Below are 19853 nucleotides of genomic sequence, written 5' to 3' on the forward strand. Positions count from 1 at the left end.
TTTATTTTTTATTTGTTTTTTTTTAAAGGTTGGTTAATATATTTAAAACAAATCTTCCGATAATTAATAAAAACTCTATACATAAGGATATTTTTCTATGGCTAAAATCTATTCAAGAACAAGAAAAAGGTTATTTTTAATAACATTGATATTTATTTTATCAATACCTGTATTTTTTAATATATTTCTTTTTACTTTTGGTAAAACAGCTTTCTTCAAACCCATGGAAGAAAGAGTTTTAGCATCTCTTGATTCCTCAAAAAGGATACTTGAACAAAAATTTACAATATTAGAACAACAAATTATTACATCTACTCGACTTGATTATATTGTTAATCTTGATAAAGAAAAGAGTGAAAAATATTTTTATAACTTATGTACATCTTTTAAAGATATATCTGCAGCATACGCTGGGTATGAAGATGGAACATTATTTTTAGCAACAAAAGATGGTCCTCTAAAAATTGATCTTGATCCAAGAACAAGACCATGGTACAAACAGGCAAAAAAAGAAGGAAAAACAATTATTACTGATTTTTATACTGATGCTGTTACAGGTGACCTTACAGTTACAATAGCATCTCCTATTTATAAAGATTATAGATTAATAGGAGTTTTAGGTTATGATGTTTATCTAAAAAGCTTTACAAATATTGTTAAACAAATCTTTACATCAAGCCTGTTTAGATTAATTGTTTATGATCAAAATCTTATTATTTTATATTCTGATAACAAAAAAGATATTGGTAAAAAGATGAATAAAGAGCTCCTGGGTAAAGATATTGTTAAGCTACCAGTTTTAAATAAAAGAAAGAAAGAAGTTTTAAAGACTTTTTACCCTAAACAAATATTTTCAGAAAAGTTAAATTTATACTTTTTATCATATATTGACTCAAAAGCTATAAATCAAATTTTTCAAAAATTTGCACTTAACTTTATTATATTTTCTTTAATAATAATTACAATATTTGTTTTTAGTGAAAATATTGTTTTAAAAAGAGTATTTATTCCACTTCATGAACTTTCTGATCATTTATTTAAACTTTCAAAAGGAAATTTTAAATACTTTAAATCTAATATTCCTGAAAACACAGAATTAGGTCAGGTAATTAAAAGTGTAAACTATTTAATTGAAACAATTATAAATGTTTTAGTTAAAATTAGTAATTTATCTTCAACTTTAAGAAATATAGTTAATCAAAATAATAATATTGTTAGTGATTTGTCTGAGTTTACAAATAACCAGGCTACTTCAATTGAAGAAATCTCTTCTATTTTAGAAGAATCTGTATCATCAATCAACCAAATTTCAGAAAATGCTGATCAAGGCTTAAAAAAATTATCTGAAAGTGCTAAAAAAGCTGAAGAAGGTACATTGTTAATTGATAAAATAATTTCTAAAATTAATGCTCTTGTTGAACAATCTGCAAACATCAATTCTTCATTAGAACTTATTAATGAACTAACTGAACAAACTAATTTACTTGCTTTAAACGCTTCAATTGAAGCAGCAAGAGCTGGAGAAGCAGGGAAAGGATTTGCAGTAGTTGCATCAGAAATTAGGAAACTAGCTGAAAGATCAGGTCAAACTTCAAAGGAAATAGCAGACAAAATTGGTAAAAATAATGAAATTGTAGCTGAAACATTAACTTTAGTTAACTCTTCATCTGATACATTTAAATCTATTATAAATATTGCGTTAACTGCTAATAGAATTTTAACAGATATTTCTCAAGCAATAAATGAACAAACTGAAGGAAGTAAAGAAATAATTTCATCTATTGATAATATCAGTGAATCTTCACAACAAATAATTGAAATAGTAGATGAAATTAGATCTATAGCTGGTATTTTAAATCAAGAAAGTAATGCATTAATAAAATTAAGTCATGGATTTATTATTGACTCAAAAACAAAATATCTCCCAAAAAGTTAGTTTATTATGAGTAGTATCTTTAAAGTTTTTAAAATTACAAGAATAATTCTATTTTTATTAATTTTTAGTATAATTTTGTTAGCTTTTTATTTATATAACAAAAATTTTAAAATTACTAAAAATGATCTTTTAAACAATAATAATATTAAGAATATTGAGCTTAAACAAAATAATAAAGAAGATAATGAGATTCAAAAAGATGATATTAAAAATCAGGATCCTATTATTGTAAATTATGGAGTTATAGATGAATCACAAATTGGAGAAAATAATACTTCCAATAATATTGTAATTGGCAATAACAATGATAATAATAGTAATAATGAAAATAAAGAATATAACTCTTTAGACAAAACTAAACAAGATTCTAATGATATCACAACAAAAAAAGATAAAAACATCTCTTCTAATACTTTCAATAACAATACCAACACATTAAATACTATAAAAGGGATAGATAAGTACTATACAATTCAAGTTGGTTCTTTTAAGGATTTTTCAAAAGCTATTAATCTTAAAAAACTGTTTATCTTAAAAAAAATGGTTTCATTTATTGTTATAAGAAAAATAAATGGTATTTATTATTATAGAGTTAATATAGGAATATTTAAAACTAAAGATGATGCAATTAATTTCTACAATAATAATAAATCACTTTTAGCAAAATATAACCCAATAATTTTTCTTTATTCTAAATGATTTCTAAATTGTTAATATTCAATTAAAATTAAATCATTTATTGAAAATGCAGGCTGAATTTTATTCAATTGCAAATTTAAATTATTTATAAATTCTTCTAAACTATTTTTAAATTTTAAAATTCCTGTAGAATTTGTATTAAGATTATTTAAATAATCCTGCATGGTAATTATAATCAAATTTATTTTATAGTTAGTTTCAAGAATAGCTTTATAACTTTTTTTAACTTCACTCTGGTTTTTAATAATGTCTTCATTATATTTTTTTATCTCTATACTTTTTTGTGTTTGATAATCTAAATAGATTAAAGAATAAATCTCATTTAGTTTAGAAACATTTTTTTTATAAAGGATTAAATCTTTAATAAATTCATTTATATAATCATCAGCTAAATCAATATCACTTATTAATATTTTCAAATTATTATCGCTGGAATTTTTAATTAAACTATAACCTATAATTTTTATATTAGAAATGGAATATAAGTTATTATAATAACTTATATAGTTTTTAGTAGAATCTAATATTTCCTGTATTGCAATTAAAGAAATTGAAAGTTTATCAACAAAATTTTGAGTTCTTTGCTGTTTGTTTTCTTTATCAAACTTTTTTTTGATATTATCAAGATTTGCCAGGTTCTGTTTATATTTTCTTTCAAAATTATCTTTTTGCAAAAACAAAAGATTTTTAAATTTTCTTAAGTAAAAATTATATTTAAGATCAATTAACTTAAATATAAAATTTTGAATTTCATAATACTTTTCTGTAAGGACAATATCATTTTTTTGTGTTTCATTAATTCTTTTATTAATATCATCAATATATTTAAAATATCTTGTAAAAGAGGTATTAAATTCATACTGGTATGTTGCTAACATATTTTTTTTAAGTTTGCTATTTAAAAATAATTTAAAATTATGAATATTATAATCATATTCATCAATTAGTTTATAATATGTTAATAAATTCAATTTGATTGCTTTATAAAGTTTTTTAATTTTTGAAACTATTGGACCAATATTTTTCAATTCTATACTTTTATTTATAAGAAGATAATTAAACATTTTAAAATAATTATCCATCTGAACTTCACTTTGAACTATATCTTTTTTATCTTCTATATATTGATAACCTACATTCATCCTATATAGCATTTCATCAATACTTAATTCAGAGACAAAATTATCTTCAAGAAGTGTTTTAAAATTCTTAAGATAATCATTACTAATAAAAATCTTGTTTATATTAGAATTAATAATTATATTGTCATATGAAAATTTTATAAAAATCCTTATAAGATTTTTATAAACTTCTTTATTTTCTTTAATTTTAAGTGAATCAATATAATCTAAATATCTATTTGCTAATTCATTTTTTTGTTTATTATAAAAATCAAGATAATATACTATTTTAGAATCATGTTTAAATATATTTTCAAGATTTCCATTTATCGCTGATTTAAAAAGGTAAATATTTTCCTCAAAATTTTTAAATTTATTCCATACAAGATAAAATTGTGCTTTAATTTCTGAATTCCATAAAGGATCATGAGTTTCTCTTAATTTTATAAATAGTAACTGCTTTTTTAATATATAAAAATAGTTAATATAATTTTGAGAAAGATAATAAAAATTGAGAAAATTATTTATAATTCCTGTATAATTTAGAATTTTGAGATCTAAAAAATTATTTAATTTAAAGTAATCATCTATTAATATATTAGAAAGATTTTTATTTTTTGCTATATTCTGTAAAAAATTACTTTTGAGTTTTTGAAATTCTTTATACTCATTATCAATATTATCAACATCATTTATATAATTATTATTTTCATCAAGCAAATATAATATTATATTGGTATAATAATCCAGGTAAGATTCATAAACATTTAAACTATTTAAAATTAAGTCTGTTGAAAATTCTGCTAATTTTTTATTATAATATCTATTCTTTTTTATTGTGTACTTATCTTTAAGTAAAACTATTTCACTTTTGTTATCTGAAAATTCGAATGTTTCACCTTTATATTCTACTTTTCCAGAATTTGAAAAAATTAAGAATGAATTTTTTGTTACCTTTATGAAGTACTCTCCTTTATAAAAAATAGCAACTTTATCAAACATCTTTACATTATATATCCCATTTATTATTAAGTAAGACTCCCCATTTAAAGGGGTAATCGTATCTTTATTAATATCAACAAATACCTTTGAATTTGGTGCTAACTTAGCAATTATATTATCATTTAATAACTCTAAATAACCATTTTTTGTTTGTATTGTTGAATTAATCTGTACTTCATAATATTTATATACAGGAATACCAGATGTAAAATTTTCATATATTAAAGAGAAATCTGAAGTAAAATTCGAAACATACAATGGTTCAGAAAAACATAACAAGCTATAGATAAAAAATAACAGTAAAAATGATACCAATATAATCACTATCTTAAATCTTTTCACAAAAGCTTTTCCTTAAAATTAAATTATTTAAAAACTATATTTCATACCAATAAAAATATAAAAATACTGTTGTCCACTCTTTGTACTACTATTGTAAGTTATTTTATAATTCAAATTTCCAATTGCATAAAAGTTCTTAAAAACCTTATAATTAACACTAAAACCGGTTTCATTTGTAGTAAAATTATTATTATTTTCAAAATTCATATCAAATTTATTATTGAATTCAATAGAAACATTTTTCTTATTATCAAACAAAATTCCTAAATTAATATTTATTAAAAAAGAATTGTTTAAAGAATTTAAATAATACAAACTATAATCTGCAGAAGATTCCCCATTAAGTATAAAATTTTCTGATAAAACAGAAATTATTTTTACATACAAAATATACTCTAAATAATTTGATGTTGTCGAATCCGGAAAAAAGTAAAAATTAAACTTATTTGAAATATTAAAATCAAAATTATCAAGAGAATAAAAAATTGAAAATTTTTCTGAAAAAGAATAAACATTAATTTCAGTAGCTGGGTCAACAATATTAATATAGTATTTATACCTGAAATTAAATTCTGTTGAATATGAAAAAACTGAATTTAATATAGCTGAAATTTTATTATAATAATCTACATCAAAATAATTACCTTGATTTTTTCCAAAAGAATATCCACCATTACCCTTTAATCCAAGATTAAATATTTGATTATTTTTAACAAAAAATAACCCGTTTAAATCAAAAAATATATTTGTATAGATATTAGTAAAATTAGAATCAGATTCATAATTAAGTTTTAAGTGGCTATAATAGTTTGCATTAATAGCTGGTACAATATAATCAAAATATAATGTATTATAAATTTCATCCTGAGTATTTATATTCAAAAGATATTTTGTTTCATTTTTTATTGTAATTATATTTTTATCAAAGTTTGAATAGCCAAAACTTAGCAAAAATTGATTGTAAGAATCAGATAAAGAATCAAGTTGTGGTAAATTATAATTTTCATAATTAAAATTAATAAATAATTTGTTGATATCATTAAGATAAAAATTCAAATTAAAATTTAATTTTTCATTAAATATTGAATTTAAAAGGTAATACCCTTCATTAGAAGTATAAACTTCAAAATTATTGTTTTTATAATTCCAGAAAATATTTAAAAAAGGGAGAAAATTAAGATGTTCATTATCAAGATCAATATATGAATACCCTGCGGAAATTTGCCCCTTATTTATATTATCAGCAAAAGTTAATAAAGGAATCGATATTATTAGAATAATAATAAATAAAATATATATAGAAGTTTTAATTTTCATTTATTTTTCACCAAATCTTTATTAATTTATTTTTTTAAATTTTTCCTTATTTTCTTTTTTTTATATTAACTTTTTGTTTATATTACTTTTTATTTTAAAATATTTTATTCTAAATTCTTATAAAAATATACAAATCTAAAATTTTAAAATGTTCCAATAATAAAAATTAATACAACATAAAATATTGACAAATATTTTTTTTTCTATAATTTTTTACTTGTGCCGGAATGGCGGAATTGGTAGACGCACTGGACTCAAAATCCAGCGGGAGTTAATCCTGTGTCGGTTCGAGTCCGACTTCCGGCATTTTTCAATTTTTAAATCCTTATTATATTTTATTTTTTTATTTTATTTTTTTTGTTTTATTTCTTTTGTTTTATTTCTTTTTATTTTTTTCTTTTCATTTTACTTATTTTTATTTAGAAAATCCAATTTTAATTTAAATATATTCTAGCTTAAATATTTTTTTACATAATTAATAATCATATATTATTCAATAATTTCAATATTTAAAATATCATATAAAAAAATAACTTAAACTATCCAATTTTTTTAAAATTCAAAATAGCATATTAAAAAAATAAACTATTTTATCAATAATTAATTTAAAAAAATTTCTCTTATATACAAAATATGGTTTATCTATGTTTTTAAAATCTTTAAACATTCTTAAATATAAAGAATTATCAGAATAATTCAAAAATATAACAGACATCATATTGTTAAAATTAAAAAATATCCCCCCCTCTTTATTATTGGCAGAATATATTTCAAAATTGAATTTATTTTTATCCCCTTCTGAATTAAAATCATATTTTATAAATTGGTTGTTTTTACTATTACCAAAATAAATTTTTAAAATCTTTTTATTAAAGTACTTTGAACGATTTACATTATAATCTTTATAATCTATTACTTTAATATGATATAAATTTTGCAAATAATCTTTTAATAGTATTTTTAATTTTCTATCTTTTTTCTTATTCTCATAAAATTGTGGAAAATATATAACACCAGTAACATTATCAAGACCTATTTGTATAAAATCAGATAAGTTTCCCTCTTTTAATTTTCTATCTTTTATTAATTTAATAACTTCATTTCCAAAAATTCGTGGATAAGGGATAGAATCTTTGCTATTAATTAAAGAATCCCATTTTTTAAAGATTTCATTGAAAGATGTAAATTTTATAAAATAAAGTCTATTTTCAATATCATTTAAATAGGAATAATTTTTAAATTTTATAAATTCCATTTTGCTTATTAATAAATCAGAAAGATAATTTTTTATTGTTTCTTCAAATCGTTCTCTCTGATATTGAAATAAAAACATTTGTTGAAAATATTCTCTATCCTGCTTTGTTAAAATAATTAACCTTGGTAAAATAGAAAACTTTTTAAGATAATCCTCAATAACATACTTATTAATTCTATAAAAAATATATTTTAAATCAGTATTATTTGAAAAAAAATAAAAATTTGAAAAATGAAACTCAGTATCTTTATTATTAATCTTAAATAATGAGTAAAAAACATAAACCTTTTTGTTATAATTTTTACTAACAAAATCACTAAATTGTTTTAACTCAGATTGTTTTTTTAAATATAATTCTTTTAAACTTTCCACATAAGATTTTAATAACTCATCTTTATTTGAAGTATACGAATAAAGATAATTATATATTTCACCCTCATCATAAAAAGCAATTTTTTCCAGTATATTCTTATATTTTTTTACAATAATAGGGATAACGAAATTTGAATTTTCATTTTTATATTCTGCTAAAGCATTATCTAATGTTAAAATCGGATTCTGTGAAAAAACAAGATAGAAAATATTCCAGAAAATATCATCATCATGATTTTGAACATCAAAACTTGATTCTGCTTTTACATTAATAGAAAATAAAATTAAATTAAAAGAAAACATAAATAATAATAAATTGAAAAAATATTTTTTTTTAAAAAAAGAATATTTAATAAGAGAAAATTTTTTTTTACACATAGATTTCCACATTATAAAAGCAAAATAATTATTTTAATAATACAACCAGGTTATCTTTTTAATTTTTCTTTTCTAATTTATATTCAATTGTAAATCAATAAAATAATACCCAAAAAAATACTAATTTATAAATTAATGAATATCACCCTTTATTAATTTATCGGCAATAACTGGTTGACCATCAACCAGCATAATACTATTTTCATACATAACCTTATTGCCAATTGAGGTAATTTTAATTTTTGAAAATTCTTTAATAGTTAAAGTTTCAAATTTATCTACAGGATCTATACCTTCAAAATATACTCTTGAGCCAATTTCCTTATCTGTTGTTAATACGCCTACATCATTATCATCTGAAGCAGCTAACAACATCCCATTTGACTCAAACCCTCGAATTTTAGCTTTTTTTAAATTGCAAAGTAAAATTATTTTCTTATTTATTAATTCATCTTCCCTATAATGTGCCCTTAATCCTGCAACTAATTCCCTTATTTCATCTTTAAGATCAACTTTTAATAGATATAATCTATCAGCATCAGGATGAGGTTTAATTTCTATAATTTTACCAACTCTGAGGTCAAGTTTGGCAACTTCAGGTATTTTTACAATAGTAAAATCATCATCAACTTTTGAAAAAACAATTTTGGGTTTATTAATTACATGTTCTAAAAGAATTTTGTCATAATCTGCTATCTCTAAAGATAAATTAAGCATTTTTGCTATTCTTTTACTATATAATGGAATAACTGGTGAAATTAAGATGTTTAATTTATTAATAATAATTAATGTTGTTGTCAATACTTTTAAAGCTTTTTGTTTATCAGTTTTAAGCAATTCCCATGGAGCATTATCTTGAAAATATTTATTAGCTAAATCTGAAGCTTTAAAAAATAGTTCTATTGCTTTTCTAAATTTAAATTTCTTCATCAATTCAATAAAAGGGTGTAAAATTTCATCTATTTTATTAATTAAATCCTCATCAAATTCATTTCCAGTTTTCTTTTCAAAATTCTTATTTAAAAAAGTAGCAGCCCTATATACAAGATTGCCAAATTTACCAACTAAAGAACTATTTATTATACTTTTATAATCTTCTTCAGAGAAATTAAAATCAGTAACACTATCAGACAATGAATAAGTATAAAAAAACCTCAGATATTCAGGGTCTCCACCAATATCAAGAAAATCTTTTGCTGTTAAAAAGGTTCCTCTTGATTTACTCATCTTTTCTCCATTAACATTTAAGAATCCATGAACCTGAATGTGATCTGGTAAATGGATGTCAGCACCCATTAACATTGCTGGCCAGAAGAGAAAATGGAAATAAATTATATCTTTTCCAATAACATGAACTATTTTAGATTCTTTGTTAATCCAATATTCTTTCCAATCAAGGTTATTTTCATCACAATATTTTTTTGTAGTTCCAATATACCCAACAGGTGCATCAAACCATACATAGAAATATTTATCATCGGTCCCAGGTATTTTAAATCCAAAATATGGTTTGTCTCTGCTTATTTCCCAATCTTTTAAACCTTCTTTGATCCAGTTAATTAAATATTTTTTAATCTCAGGTTGAAATTTAGAAGTTTCTACATAGTCTTTTAATTTATCAGAAAACTCGCTTAATTTAAAAAAATATTGTGTGGTTTTTCTAACAGTTGGAGTATTACCACATATAGCACAATAAGGGTTAATCAAGTCAGTTGGTTGGTAGGTAGCATTACATTTTTCACATTGATCACCATATTGGTCTTCTGCACCACATTTTGGACATGTACCTTTAACATATCTATCTGGTAAAAACCTTTTGCAATGCTCACAATATGTAATTTCAATCTCTTTTGTATAAATATACCCTTTTTCAAATAGTTTATTATAAATCATCTCAACAATTTCTCTATTTTCAGGAGAATTTGTCGTATAGTACTTATCAAATTTTATATGAAAAGCATTAAAATCCCTTACATGTTCTTTATGAGCTTTTTCAATCAATTGTTCTGGAGTAATACCTAACTTAGATGCATTAATTTCAATTGGTGCACCATGAGTGTCATCTGCACAAACATATATAGCATTTTCACCAGATAACTTACAATACCTTGAATAAACATCTGTTTGAATATATTCAACTAAATGTCCAATATGAACCGGTCCATTTGCATATATTAAAGCTGAAGTTATAACTTTTTTCATTTTTATCTCCTACCTTAATAATAAAATTATAAACTTTGTATTTTTATATTTAGTTAACTTTATTATTATTAATTCTTTAACTTTAACTTTTTTATTTATTATTTTTTATTAATTTTTTTTTAATTTTAATTTTTCAGTATTAATTTTTTTATTATTTATTTTAGTTTATTATTATTTGATTTTATTTATAATTTTATTTAGTTATTTATATCGTTTTTAATTTTATTTCTTTTACAAAAATTTTATTTTGTTAATTCTTTTTTAAAATAGAGTTATTAATTTATATTTGCACCTAATTAAAATTATAAGCAAGTATTAAAACAATTCCTTTGTTTTCTTTAGACAGTTTTTTTAATAAATCAATAATTTTTAAAGAATGTAAAAAAACTACTTTTTCCTCTATTGTTGTCATCTTTACAAGGTAAGTATCAATTTCATTTTTTATCTTTTTTTCAAAATCATTATCTATAGTTTCTGGCAAATAATAAACTTTCCCATTAAAATCTAATTTTTGAAATCTTTTTAAACTTTTTGTAGCTAAAAGGTAAGCTTTAAAATTTTCATTATCTATTTCATATAAATAATATTTTGTATCTTTAAAAAAATAAATCCTTTTAACAGTCCCTTTTATTCTTAAAACTTTTCCATTAAATGAATCTGTTTTTTCATTAAGCTTCTCAATAGAAGTAATACAGGAAAAAAATGTGACAAAAAAAATCATTAAAATTATCAATATAAAAATAGAAATTATTTTTTTATTTTTCATTTTTTTATACCTCAACTTTAAAATATGTAAAAACTTAACACTGTTTTCTTATTTTTCAAGTGATAAAGAACATAGCATATAAAATCTTATTTCCGTTCTTCGTGATGATTTTTTATTTTTATTTCCATTTCTTCATCAAATGGTTGAGCAGTAGCAATATATACGCCTGGAAGAAAATAATCTTCTCTTGAATAATTTAAAGCGAAAGAGGTTTTACCTGATTTAAGACCACCTAATATAAAAATAATCATAGGAAAATTAATATATGAAAAGTTTATTTTGTCAAAAAATAATTTTATTTAATATACAATCACTGGATTTCCATCAATATTTAGAATTTTAATATCAGTATTAAAAATTGAATCAATTATCTCTTTTTTGATTGAACTAACAGTAGGACCGTACAAAACAAGCTTACCTTTATTAAGAATTAATATTTTTTTTGAGTATTTTAAGGCAAGATTGAGATCGTGTGAAATAACTATAATTGTTTTCCCTAACTCTTTATTTAATTTTTCTAAAAAAGAATAGACTTCAATTTTATGATTAATATCAAGAAATGAATCCGGCTCATCTAAAAATATAACTTCAGTTTCCTGAACTAAACTTTGAGCAAGCATAACCCTTCTCTTTTCTCCACCTGACAGATTTGAAAAATATTTATCCTTAAGTTCCACAAGGTCTAAAAATTCAATATATTTATTTACAATCTCTATATCTTTTTCAGTATAAGATTCAAAAACTTTCTTATGAGGAAACCTTCCCATTAATACAATCTCGAAAACTGTAAATGGTATTGTATCTGGTAAAAATTGGGGTAAAAAAGAGATTATTTTTGCAAGATTAATTCTCTTAATCTTTTTTATATTTTTCCCATTTATTAAAATTTTACCATTATCAGGCAATAGTGTCCCATTTATAAGATACATTAAAGAGGTTTTACCTGAACCATTTGGTCCTAAAATTGAAACAAAATCACCTTTTTTAAAATTCACCGAAAAACCTGCAAAAAGAGGAATAAATCCTTTGTATGAAAAATCTAAATTTTTAATCTCAATTATATAATCATCCATATTATTTTTCCTGTATAAAAAGTTTAATACAATAATATAAAATTCAAATAAAAAATATAGTTTATTGACTTTTAGATTAAAAAAAATAACATTATTTAAATAAAAACAATTTCAATAATTATTAAAAGGAATCAGTATATGAATTATAAGGATAAAATCTATAGAAGTGTAAAAAAGATTGATAATTTATTTTATAAATTAAAATATACAATAAATAATACTTCTAACATAATACTTGATCAAAAAGGTCATAGTTTTGATAATTACAATTTGATAATGGAAAACATTAACCTTATAGATTTTTTTAAAGAAATTGATCCTGATTTTTTAGATTATCTAAATTTATCTCAAATTTCTCAATTAAATAGGACAATAACATCAAAAAATTACAAGAATTTACAGGTTTTTTCAAATGGATTTCAATCCTGGACATTAAGCACAGAATTAAATGTTAAAGATAAAATAAATTACAAATCACTTTTTAACAAATTGAATCCTTATATAATCAGAGATAAAACAGAGAAAAAGTTTTTTAATAACCATATTATTTCCCATTTTTTCATTTACTTTAAAAATAAACCCTTAAATGAATTGAATAAAATAAAAATTCCTCAAACATTTTTAGGATACATTTTTATTATCTCAAAAAATCACAATACATCACCTGTTACTTTCTATTTAAATCAAAAAAACCTTAATTTAACTATTGAATTATATTATGATGATAAAGATTTTAATAATAATGAGTCCATTTCAGAACTATTTGTGTTTTATGCAAAAGATTTTTTTGATCTTAAGTTAAAACTTAATACCATTTTTAAAAAAGAAAACCTTATAAATATAAACAATAATAAAAACAGAGAAAATTATATAAATAACAATATTGAAATAAACAAAGAAAATAATATAAAAAAAAATAATATAACAAACAATGAAAATCAAAACCAAAATCAATTTATAGAAATTGTTAAATCAAAATTATGGGGATGGGAATCCTGGTATTGCCATTATACAAATATTAATCAGGAAATTATATTTAAAAATCTTGAATCCCTCTATAAAATTAAAAATCAGTTAATTGACAAAAACATAAGGGAAATAACTAATTTTTCTGATATAGATAAAAATTCTAATTCGTTAAATAAAAAAAAGAGTAATAAAAACATTTTTTTAAATTCTATTAATAAAAACACTACATCTATTAAAAACAACACATCCAATAAAATATCACTAAATCCTGTTACAATAAAAGTTTTAAAGAGTATTTTAGAGAATAACTTTGTTTTTCAAATTGATGATGGGTGGGAAAAAGTAATTGGTGACTGGGAAATTAATAAAAATAAATTTTCAATAACAATGGATAATATTGCTGATAAAATTTATAAAGCTGGATTTATTCCAGGATTATGGATAGCTCCTTTTTTAGTAACTAAAAAGAGTAAGATCTTTAAAAATAATTTTGATTGGATATTAAAGGATAAAAATAAAAAACCTATTATTGCAGGATATAATCCTAATTGGAATGGTGATTTTTATTGCCTTGACCTTTCCCATCCAGATGTAGTTAATTTTATTACTAATTTATTTGACAAAATTGTAAATAAATGGGGTTTTCAATTTTTAAAACTTGATTTTTTATATACAGGTTTATTTTCGGGAAACTTTTATAAAAAAAGTAGTGCATATGAAAATTATAATAAAATAATGGATATTATAACCTCTTTTAAAAAGAATAAATATAATAAAAATATCATACTACTTGGTTGTGGAGCCCCTTTTGAAAATTCTTTTAAATATTTTGATTATATGAGAATTGGTGCTGATACAAAAGAGATATGGGAAGACACACTTACAAAATTTATTAATTATTCAGGAAGGCCTTCAACTTACAATAACATAATTAATACAATAGAATTATCCTTTTTAAATAATACTATATTTTTAAATGATCCAGATGTCTTTTTTTTAAGAGATAAAAATATTAAATTAACATACAAAGAAAAAAGACTTATATTTTTAACAAATTTTTTAACTTCAAATGTAATGATGTTTTCTGATGACCTTTTTGAAAATAAAAATAGATTTTTATTAAAAGAATTAGATTTGTTTTTTACTGATCTTTATAATTTTTATTTATCTAACAATTTTCCAATGGAATTTGGTATATTAAAATTTAAAAAAGACAATTATTTAATTTATGATAATAATTATTATATAAAGGGAAAAATTGATTTAAAAAAACATGATATAAATTTGTATTTAGATAATCATTAATAAATATTTATCTGTTTCAACCTTTAATCAAGAAAATACAATTAATTTCAATTTATTCTTTTATAAACCCATTTTCTTTTGAAACTTTTGAATAAAAATAACCACTTTTTTTAACAATTCTTTTTAAAGTTTCATAATCCACATATATTAAACCAAATCTTTTAGAAAGACCTTCAGCCCATTCAAAATTATCCATAAATGACCAGACAAAATACCCTTTAATATTTATCCCTTCCTCAATTGCTCTCTTAACATTATAAATAAAATCTTTTAATACTTCAACCCTTTGATTATCATTAACCTCATTATCAATAACTTTATCTTTAAATGCAGCTCCATTTTCTGTAATAAAAATTGGTAATTTTTTAACCCATGGATTAGGAGAATTCTTCATATAATCTGATACAATTTTAATACTTTCATACAAACTTTCTGGATAGATTTCCCAATTCATATCAGTAAAATATTTCTTTTTAATATCATTAAATGTAGGGAAAGAGCCTAATTCTTTATATAACTCATAGATTCTTAAAACTATTTCTTTTATAATTTCTTCATCATAATTTAATTTATTTATTAATTTCTTAGTTGTAGCTTGAATCTGAAAATCAGAATCTAAATTATTAATTTCTTTAAATAGTCTTTTATAAATTATTTGAGGATCTACTGGTTTGAAAGGCAATATTGGATTAAAAGATTTTTTTACAAAAATCCTATTGTAATTGTTCATACCTATAAAATCAATTTTTTGATTTATAATAGATAAATCATCATTTTTATGTTTTCTATAATTTTTATAAAAAAGAGACAAAAGTTTATCAATATTTGAAGGATAAACACCTGACAATTGAGGTTGTAAAAACATCCCATGGAAAAAATTATTTAATTTTTGTTTAGCTTTTAAATCTTTTTGTTTATTTAAAGGTACAATAGGAATAATAACATTTGTTATTCCAACATTTAAATCGCTATTAATCTCTTTAATTCTTTTAACTGCTTTTCCATGAGCTAAATTAAAATTATGAGTAGCAATTAAAGTTTTTTTTAAACTCCTGTATCCGGGTGCATGTTCTCCTAAAAAGTATCCCTCAATAACAACTGAAAACGGTTCATTTAAAGTAATAAAATATTTAACTCTGTCTTGTAGTCTTTTTACAACAACTTCAACATAATCAGCAAAATAATCAGTAATATCTCTGTTCAGAAAACCACCTATTTTTTCAAGTTCCCATGGTAAATCCCAGTGATATAAGGTTATAAAAGGTTTAATATCATACTTTAAAAGTTCATCCACAAGCTTATCATAAAAATCTAACCCTTTTTTGTTAACATTTCCCTTTCCTTCTGGAAAAATTCTTGGCCAGGATATTGAAAATCTATAGGCTTTATATTTCAATTGCCCCATTAACTTGATATCATCTTTAAACCTATGATAATGATCACATACAATTTGCCCTGTGGTACCATCTTTTATTTTACCTTTTTGCAATACAAATTTATCCCATACTGATAACCCTTTGCCATCTTCATTATATGCTCCTTCAATTTGATATGACGCAGTAGCAGTACCCCAGTAAAAGTTTTCAGGAAATTTAATCCACTTCATATTCCTAACTCCAGTATAATAATATTATAATAATATTATGTGTATTTTACTTTTCTATAATGTAAAATATTTCTTAATTAATTCAATTTATATTTACTTTTATCTTTTAACCTTATTTGCTCTTTTACACACTTTTATTTATATCATGAAAATGATTTATTTTTTATTCTTATGACAATTTTTATTTGAGACTATTTAACAATTATTTCAAACAATCAATAAAACAAATTTTTACTATTCTTAACTTAATTTAAAATTAATTTGACATTAAAAAATATTTTATTTTTTTTCAATTAAAATATTAATAAAATAATAAATATAATTATTATTTACTCTTGACTAACTAGTTTATTAGATTAAACTTTGTGTGAAAAAATTTATTAATTAATAATTAAGTGAGGAGGCATAAATGTCTAATATGTTAGAAATCCGCTTCCACGGTAGAGGTGGACAGGGAGCAAAATCTGCAGGAGATGTTTTGGCCTATGCTGCATTTCAAAATGGTAAAACTATACAGGCATTTCCAGAATATGGCTCTGAAAGAAAAGGAGCCCCTGTAAAATCTTATGTTAGAATTTCTGATAATGATATCCACATTTACTCAGGTATTACAAATCCAGATATTGTTATAGTTTTAGATGCTACTCTTGTACAATCTGAAAATGTAACTGAAGGATTAAAAGAAGGTGGTTATCTAATAATTAATTCACCAGAACCACCCGAATATTTCAAAGAACTTATAAAAAGGGATGACATTAAGTATTTTACTGTTGATGCAAATACTATTTCTATGAAGAAATTGGGTAGAGCATATCCTAATGCTCCTATGCTTGCTGCAGCTACTGCAGCTACAAAATTACTTGAAGTTGATCAGGTTATTGAAAGTTTTAAAAACTATTTTAAGAAAAAACTTGTCGAAGATGCGTTAAACAAAAACCTTGAAGTTATGAGAGAAGCTGCAAAGGAGGTAAAAGGGTTATGAAAAAACATACAAGCTGGAAAGAATTAATGATTGGCGGTTTATTAGAAGGTGGAACTGCCAGAAAATATAAAGCTGGTGATTGGAGAGACCAGAGACCTGTTTTTAATGAAAAAGAATGTATTCAATGTCTCTTTTGTGTTGAACAATGCCCTGATGATGCAATTAAAATTAAAGAAATTACTGATGATAAAGGAAGAAAAAAAATTGTTAGAGCTGAATATGATTATTTTTTCTGTAAAGGTTGTGGTCTTTGTCACTATGTTTGTCCTAAAAAAGACAAAGCAATTGTTATGAAACCAGAAACAGATTTTATTAAGTAAATAATAGGGAGGATATAAATATGCCTACAAAAAAATTATTAACTGGAAATTATGCTTGTGCTGAAGCAATGAGGCAGGTAAGACCAGATGTTGTTGCTGCTTACCCTATTACACCTCAAACACCAATTGTAATGCAATTTTCAAAAATTGTTGCTGATGGACTTGTTGATACAAAACTTATAGAAGTTGAATCAGAGCATTCTGCAATGTCTGCAACCATGGGTGCATCTGCTGCAGGAGCAAGAGCAATGACTGCAACAGCTGCAAATGGTTTTGCTTTAATGATTGAACCTGTTTGGATTGCAGCAGGTACAAGATTACCAATTGTTATGCCAGTTGCAAATAGATCAATAGGTGGACCAATTAATATTCACTGTGACCATTCAGATTTTTATACAGCCAGAGATTTTGGATGGATGATGTTCATGAGCGAAAATGCTCAAGAAGCATATGAAAATATAATTATGGCTATAAAAATTGCAGAAAACCATGATGTATTATTACCTGCAATTGTAAATTTAGATGGTTTTGTTACTTCTCATTCAACACAGGTTGTTGAAGTTTATGATGATGATGTAATAACTAATTTTGTTGGGGTTAGAAATCCAAAATATTCATTACTTGATTTTGATAATCCAACAACTTTTGGACCACTATCATTATTTGATTCCTATTTTGAAATTAAAAGAACTCAAATTGAAGCAATGAAAAATGCAAGAAAAGTTATACCTCAGGTATTTGAAGAATTTGGTAAAATTACAGGTAAAAAATACGATTTTATAGAAACTTATAAAACTGAAGATGCTGATATCATTCTTATGGCATTAAATTCAACATGCGGAACAGCAAAAGTCGCAATAGATAATATGAGAGAAAAAGGGATAAAAGCTGGTCTATTAAAAATAAGAGTTTTTAGACCATTCCCAGAAGAACAAATTAGAAAAGTTTTGGAAGGTGCTAAAATTGTTGGAGTTCTGGATAGAGCTGCATCTGTTGGTGCTCTTGGTACACCTTTGTATATGGAAGTATTAGCAACCATGTATAAATCACAAAAAAGACCTTTAATTCAAAATTATCTTTATGGTCTTGGAGGTAGAGATATTAATCCACAACATATTGAAGAAACTATAATGGATTTAACAAAGATACTGGAAAAAGGTGAAATTCAAGATGAACATAAATATATAAATCTTTACGAATAATATTTAGGAGGAAATAAAAATGGCAATACCTTTAAATAAATTAGTAACTAAAAGGAAAGTATTAACAGGTGGGCATAGATTATGTCCAGGTTGTACTGCTCCATTAATTGTAAAATATATTTCTCAGGGTACTGACGACCCATTAGTTGTTGCTAATGCTACAGGTTGTTTAGAAGTATCAACTACTATTTATCCATATTCTGCATGGTTAACTCCATGGTTTCATAATGCTTTTGAAAACGCTGCTGCAACTATAAGTGGTTCTGAAACTGCATATAGAGCATTAGTTGAAAGAGGTAGATATCCTGAAAAAAATGTTAAATTTGTTGCATTTGGTGGTGATGGTGGTACCTATGATATTGGATTACAATCTTTATCAGGTGCTTTAGAAAGAGGTCATCAATTTTTATATGTATGTTATAATAACCAGGCATATATGAATACAGGATATCAAAGATCTTCTGCAACTCCAAAAGGTGCTAATACAACAACAACTCCTTCAGGAAAAGCATCTTATGGTAAACATCAATTCCCTAAAGATTTAACAATGATTGTTGCAGCTCACGGTATCCCCTATGTTGCTCAAGCTTCACCTCACAATTATCAGGATTTAATTGCTAAAGCTCAAAAAGCTTTTGCTGTTAAAGGGCCTTCATTTATAAATGTAATATCTTCATGTGTACCTGGTTGGGGTATCCCATCCAATATGACTTTAGAAGCTGCAAAACGAGCTGTAGAATCATGTTTATGGCCTTTATATGAAATAGAAGAAGGTGTATTAAAAATTAACTACAGACCTAAAAACAAAATACCTGTAACTGACTTTTTTAAACTTCAAACAAGATTTAAACATTTATTTAAAAAACCTGAATATCAAAAAATTATTGATGAAGTTCAGACAAAAGTTGACAAAGATTGGGAAAGATTACAAAATCTTGATGGTTTGAAGTTGTTTTAATATAAATTAATTTTTATAATTAATTATTAATTTAATATTTAAATGTTA

General features: G+C 23.1%; 15 protein-coding genes and 1 tRNA gene. 8 read left to right on the forward strand and 8 right to left on the reverse strand.

Features of this window, described 5'->3' with window-relative positions; genetic code table 11:
* Window positions 1-97: 97 nt before the first annotated feature.
* Entirely contained in the window at window positions 98-1936 is a 1839-nt protein-coding gene (locus ACZ5EC_RS07075; protein ID WP_464301784.1) for a methyl-accepting chemotaxis protein, read from the forward strand.
* 6 nt (window positions 1937-1942) lie between these two features.
* Window positions 1943-2635 carry an SPOR domain-containing protein gene (locus ACZ5EC_RS07080; protein WP_464301785.1) on the forward strand — a complete coding sequence of 231 codons (693 nt, stop codon included), beginning with the start codon at window positions 1943-1945 and terminating at the stop codon, window positions 2633-2635.
* An 11-nt stretch (window positions 2636-2646) separates the two neighbouring features.
* Here the strand turns inward: ACZ5EC_RS07080 and ACZ5EC_RS07085 are convergent, their stop codons facing one another.
* Entirely contained in the window at window positions 2647-5100 is a 2454-nt protein-coding gene (locus ACZ5EC_RS07085) for a hypothetical protein (protein ID WP_464301786.1), read from the reverse strand.
* A 27-nt stretch (window positions 5101-5127) separates the two neighbouring features.
* Window positions 5128-6417, reverse strand: coding sequence for a hypothetical protein (locus ACZ5EC_RS07090; RefSeq protein WP_464301787.1), 1290 nt, complete (start codon window positions 6415-6417; stop codon window positions 5128-5130).
* Window positions 6418-6638: 221 nt separating this feature from the next.
* On the opposite strand from ACZ5EC_RS07090, the gene ACZ5EC_RS07095 reads away from it, so the two are divergent.
* Window positions 6639-6723 (forward strand) — tRNA-Leu (locus tag ACZ5EC_RS07095).
* 253 nt (window positions 6724-6976) lie between these two features.
* Here ACZ5EC_RS07095 and ACZ5EC_RS07100 read toward each other — a convergent pair.
* The 5 genes from ACZ5EC_RS07100 to ACZ5EC_RS07120 all read right to left on the reverse strand — a co-directional run bounded on the left by ACZ5EC_RS07100 (window position 6977) and on the right by ACZ5EC_RS07120 (window position 12463).
* Window positions 6977-8422 (reverse strand): hypothetical protein, encoded by a 1446-nt coding sequence (locus ACZ5EC_RS07100; RefSeq protein ID WP_464301788.1) that lies wholly within the window; start codon window positions 8420-8422, stop codon window positions 6977-6979.
* A gap of 132 nt (window positions 8423-8554) precedes the next feature.
* Entirely contained in the window at window positions 8555-10624 is a 2070-nt protein-coding gene (gene metG / locus ACZ5EC_RS07105) for a methionine--tRNA ligase (RefSeq protein WP_464301789.1), read from the reverse strand.
* Between the two features lie 292 nt (window positions 10625-10916).
* Window positions 10917-11390: a hypothetical protein gene (locus ACZ5EC_RS07110; RefSeq protein WP_464301790.1), complete on the reverse strand. Its 474-nt coding sequence runs from the start codon at window positions 11388-11390 to the stop codon at window positions 10917-10919.
* Between the two features lie 86 nt (window positions 11391-11476).
* The gene (locus ACZ5EC_RS07115; RefSeq protein ID WP_464301791.1) at window positions 11477-11641 is read right to left on the reverse strand and encodes a bifunctional adenosylcobinamide kinase/adenosylcobinamide-phosphate guanylyltransferase; all 165 of its coding nucleotides are present in this window, start codon (window positions 11639-11641) and stop codon (window positions 11477-11479) included.
* Window positions 11642-11689: 48 nt separating this feature from the next.
* Complete coding sequence (locus tag ACZ5EC_RS07120; protein WP_464301792.1) at window positions 11690-12463, reverse strand: ABC transporter ATP-binding protein; 774 nt, start codon at window positions 12461-12463, stop codon at window positions 11690-11692.
* Window positions 12464-12601: 138 nt separating this feature from the next.
* Here ACZ5EC_RS07120 and ACZ5EC_RS07125 point away from each other — a divergent pair, with 138 nt between their 5' ends.
* A complete protein-coding gene (locus ACZ5EC_RS07125) occupies window positions 12602-14737 on the forward strand; it encodes a glycoside hydrolase family 36 protein (protein WP_464301793.1) in 2136 nt (711 codons plus the stop codon).
* 52 nt (window positions 14738-14789) lie between these two features.
* On the opposite strand, the gene ACZ5EC_RS07130 is transcribed toward ACZ5EC_RS07125, so the two are convergent.
* Entirely contained in the window at window positions 14790-16343 is a 1554-nt protein-coding gene (locus tag ACZ5EC_RS07130; RefSeq protein ID WP_464301794.1) for a glycoside hydrolase family 1 protein, read from the reverse strand.
* A gap of 409 nt (window positions 16344-16752) precedes the next feature.
* Between ACZ5EC_RS07130 and ACZ5EC_RS07135 the strand changes: the two genes are divergently transcribed.
* The 4 genes from ACZ5EC_RS07135 to ACZ5EC_RS07150 are packed head-to-tail and all read left to right on the forward strand — an operon-like array spanning window position 16753 to window position 19805.
* On the forward strand, window positions 16753-17325 hold the full coding sequence (locus ACZ5EC_RS07135) for a 2-oxoacid:acceptor oxidoreductase family protein (protein WP_464301795.1): 573 nt from the start codon (window positions 16753-16755) through the stop codon (window positions 17323-17325).
* A complete protein-coding gene (locus ACZ5EC_RS07140; protein ID WP_464301796.1) occupies window positions 17322-17645 on the forward strand; it encodes a 4Fe-4S dicluster domain-containing protein in 324 nt (107 codons plus the stop codon). Before ACZ5EC_RS07135 ends, ACZ5EC_RS07140 begins: the two co-directional genes overlap by 4 nt.
* Before the next feature lie 20 nt (window positions 17646-17665).
* The gene (locus ACZ5EC_RS07145) at window positions 17666-18847 is read left to right on the forward strand and encodes a transketolase C-terminal domain-containing protein (RefSeq protein WP_464301797.1); all 1182 of its coding nucleotides are present in this window, start codon (window positions 17666-17668) and stop codon (window positions 18845-18847) included.
* A 19-nt stretch (window positions 18848-18866) separates the two neighbouring features.
* Window positions 18867-19805: a thiamine pyrophosphate-dependent enzyme gene (locus tag ACZ5EC_RS07150; RefSeq protein WP_464301798.1), complete on the forward strand. Its 939-nt coding sequence runs from the start codon at window positions 18867-18869 to the stop codon at window positions 19803-19805.
* Window positions 19806-19853: the final 48 nt, after the last annotated feature.

The sequence above is a fragment of the Exilispira thermophila genome (assembly GCF_055389015.1).

Excerpts from the sequence above, each read along its gene's own strand:
- ACZ5EC_RS07075 (WP_464301784.1), top strand. The coding sequence starts at position 98 with ATGGCTAAAATCTATTCAAGAACAAGAAAAAGGTTATTTTTAATAACA.
- ACZ5EC_RS07080 (WP_464301785.1), top strand. The coding sequence starts at position 1,943 with ATGAGTAGTATCTTTAAAGTTTTTAAAATTACAAGAATAATTCTATTT.
- ACZ5EC_RS07090 (WP_464301787.1), bottom strand. The coding sequence starts at position 6,417 with ATGAAAATTAAAACTTCTATATATATTTTATTTATTATTATTCTAATA.
- ACZ5EC_RS07100 (WP_464301788.1), bottom strand. The coding sequence starts at position 8,422 with ATGTGTAAAAAAAAATTTTCTCTTATTAAATATTCTTTTTTTAAAAAA.
- metG (WP_464301789.1), bottom strand. The coding sequence starts at position 10,624 with ATGAAAAAAGTTATAACTTCAGCTTTAATATATGCAAATGGACCGGTT.
- ACZ5EC_RS07110 (WP_464301790.1), bottom strand. The coding sequence starts at position 11,390 with ATGAAAAATAAAAAAATAATTTCTATTTTTATATTGATAATTTTAATG.
- ACZ5EC_RS07115 (WP_464301791.1), bottom strand. The coding sequence starts at position 11,641 with ATGATTATTTTTATATTAGGTGGTCTTAAATCAGGTAAAACCTCTTTC.
- ACZ5EC_RS07120 (WP_464301792.1), bottom strand. The coding sequence starts at position 12,463 with ATGGATGATTATATAATTGAGATTAAAAATTTAGATTTTTCATACAAA.
- ACZ5EC_RS07125 (WP_464301793.1), top strand. The coding sequence starts at position 12,602 with ATGAATTATAAGGATAAAATCTATAGAAGTGTAAAAAAGATTGATAAT.
- ACZ5EC_RS07130 (WP_464301794.1), bottom strand. The coding sequence starts at position 16,343 with ATGAAGTGGATTAAATTTCCTGAAAACTTTTACTGGGGTACTGCTACT.
- ACZ5EC_RS07135 (WP_464301795.1), top strand. The coding sequence starts at position 16,753 with ATGTCTAATATGTTAGAAATCCGCTTCCACGGTAGAGGTGGACAGGGA.
- ACZ5EC_RS07140 (WP_464301796.1), top strand. The coding sequence starts at position 17,322 with ATGAAAAAACATACAAGCTGGAAAGAATTAATGATTGGCGGTTTATTA.
- ACZ5EC_RS07145 (WP_464301797.1), top strand. The coding sequence starts at position 17,666 with ATGCCTACAAAAAAATTATTAACTGGAAATTATGCTTGTGCTGAAGCA.
- ACZ5EC_RS07150 (WP_464301798.1), top strand. The coding sequence starts at position 18,867 with ATGGCAATACCTTTAAATAAATTAGTAACTAAAAGGAAAGTATTAACA.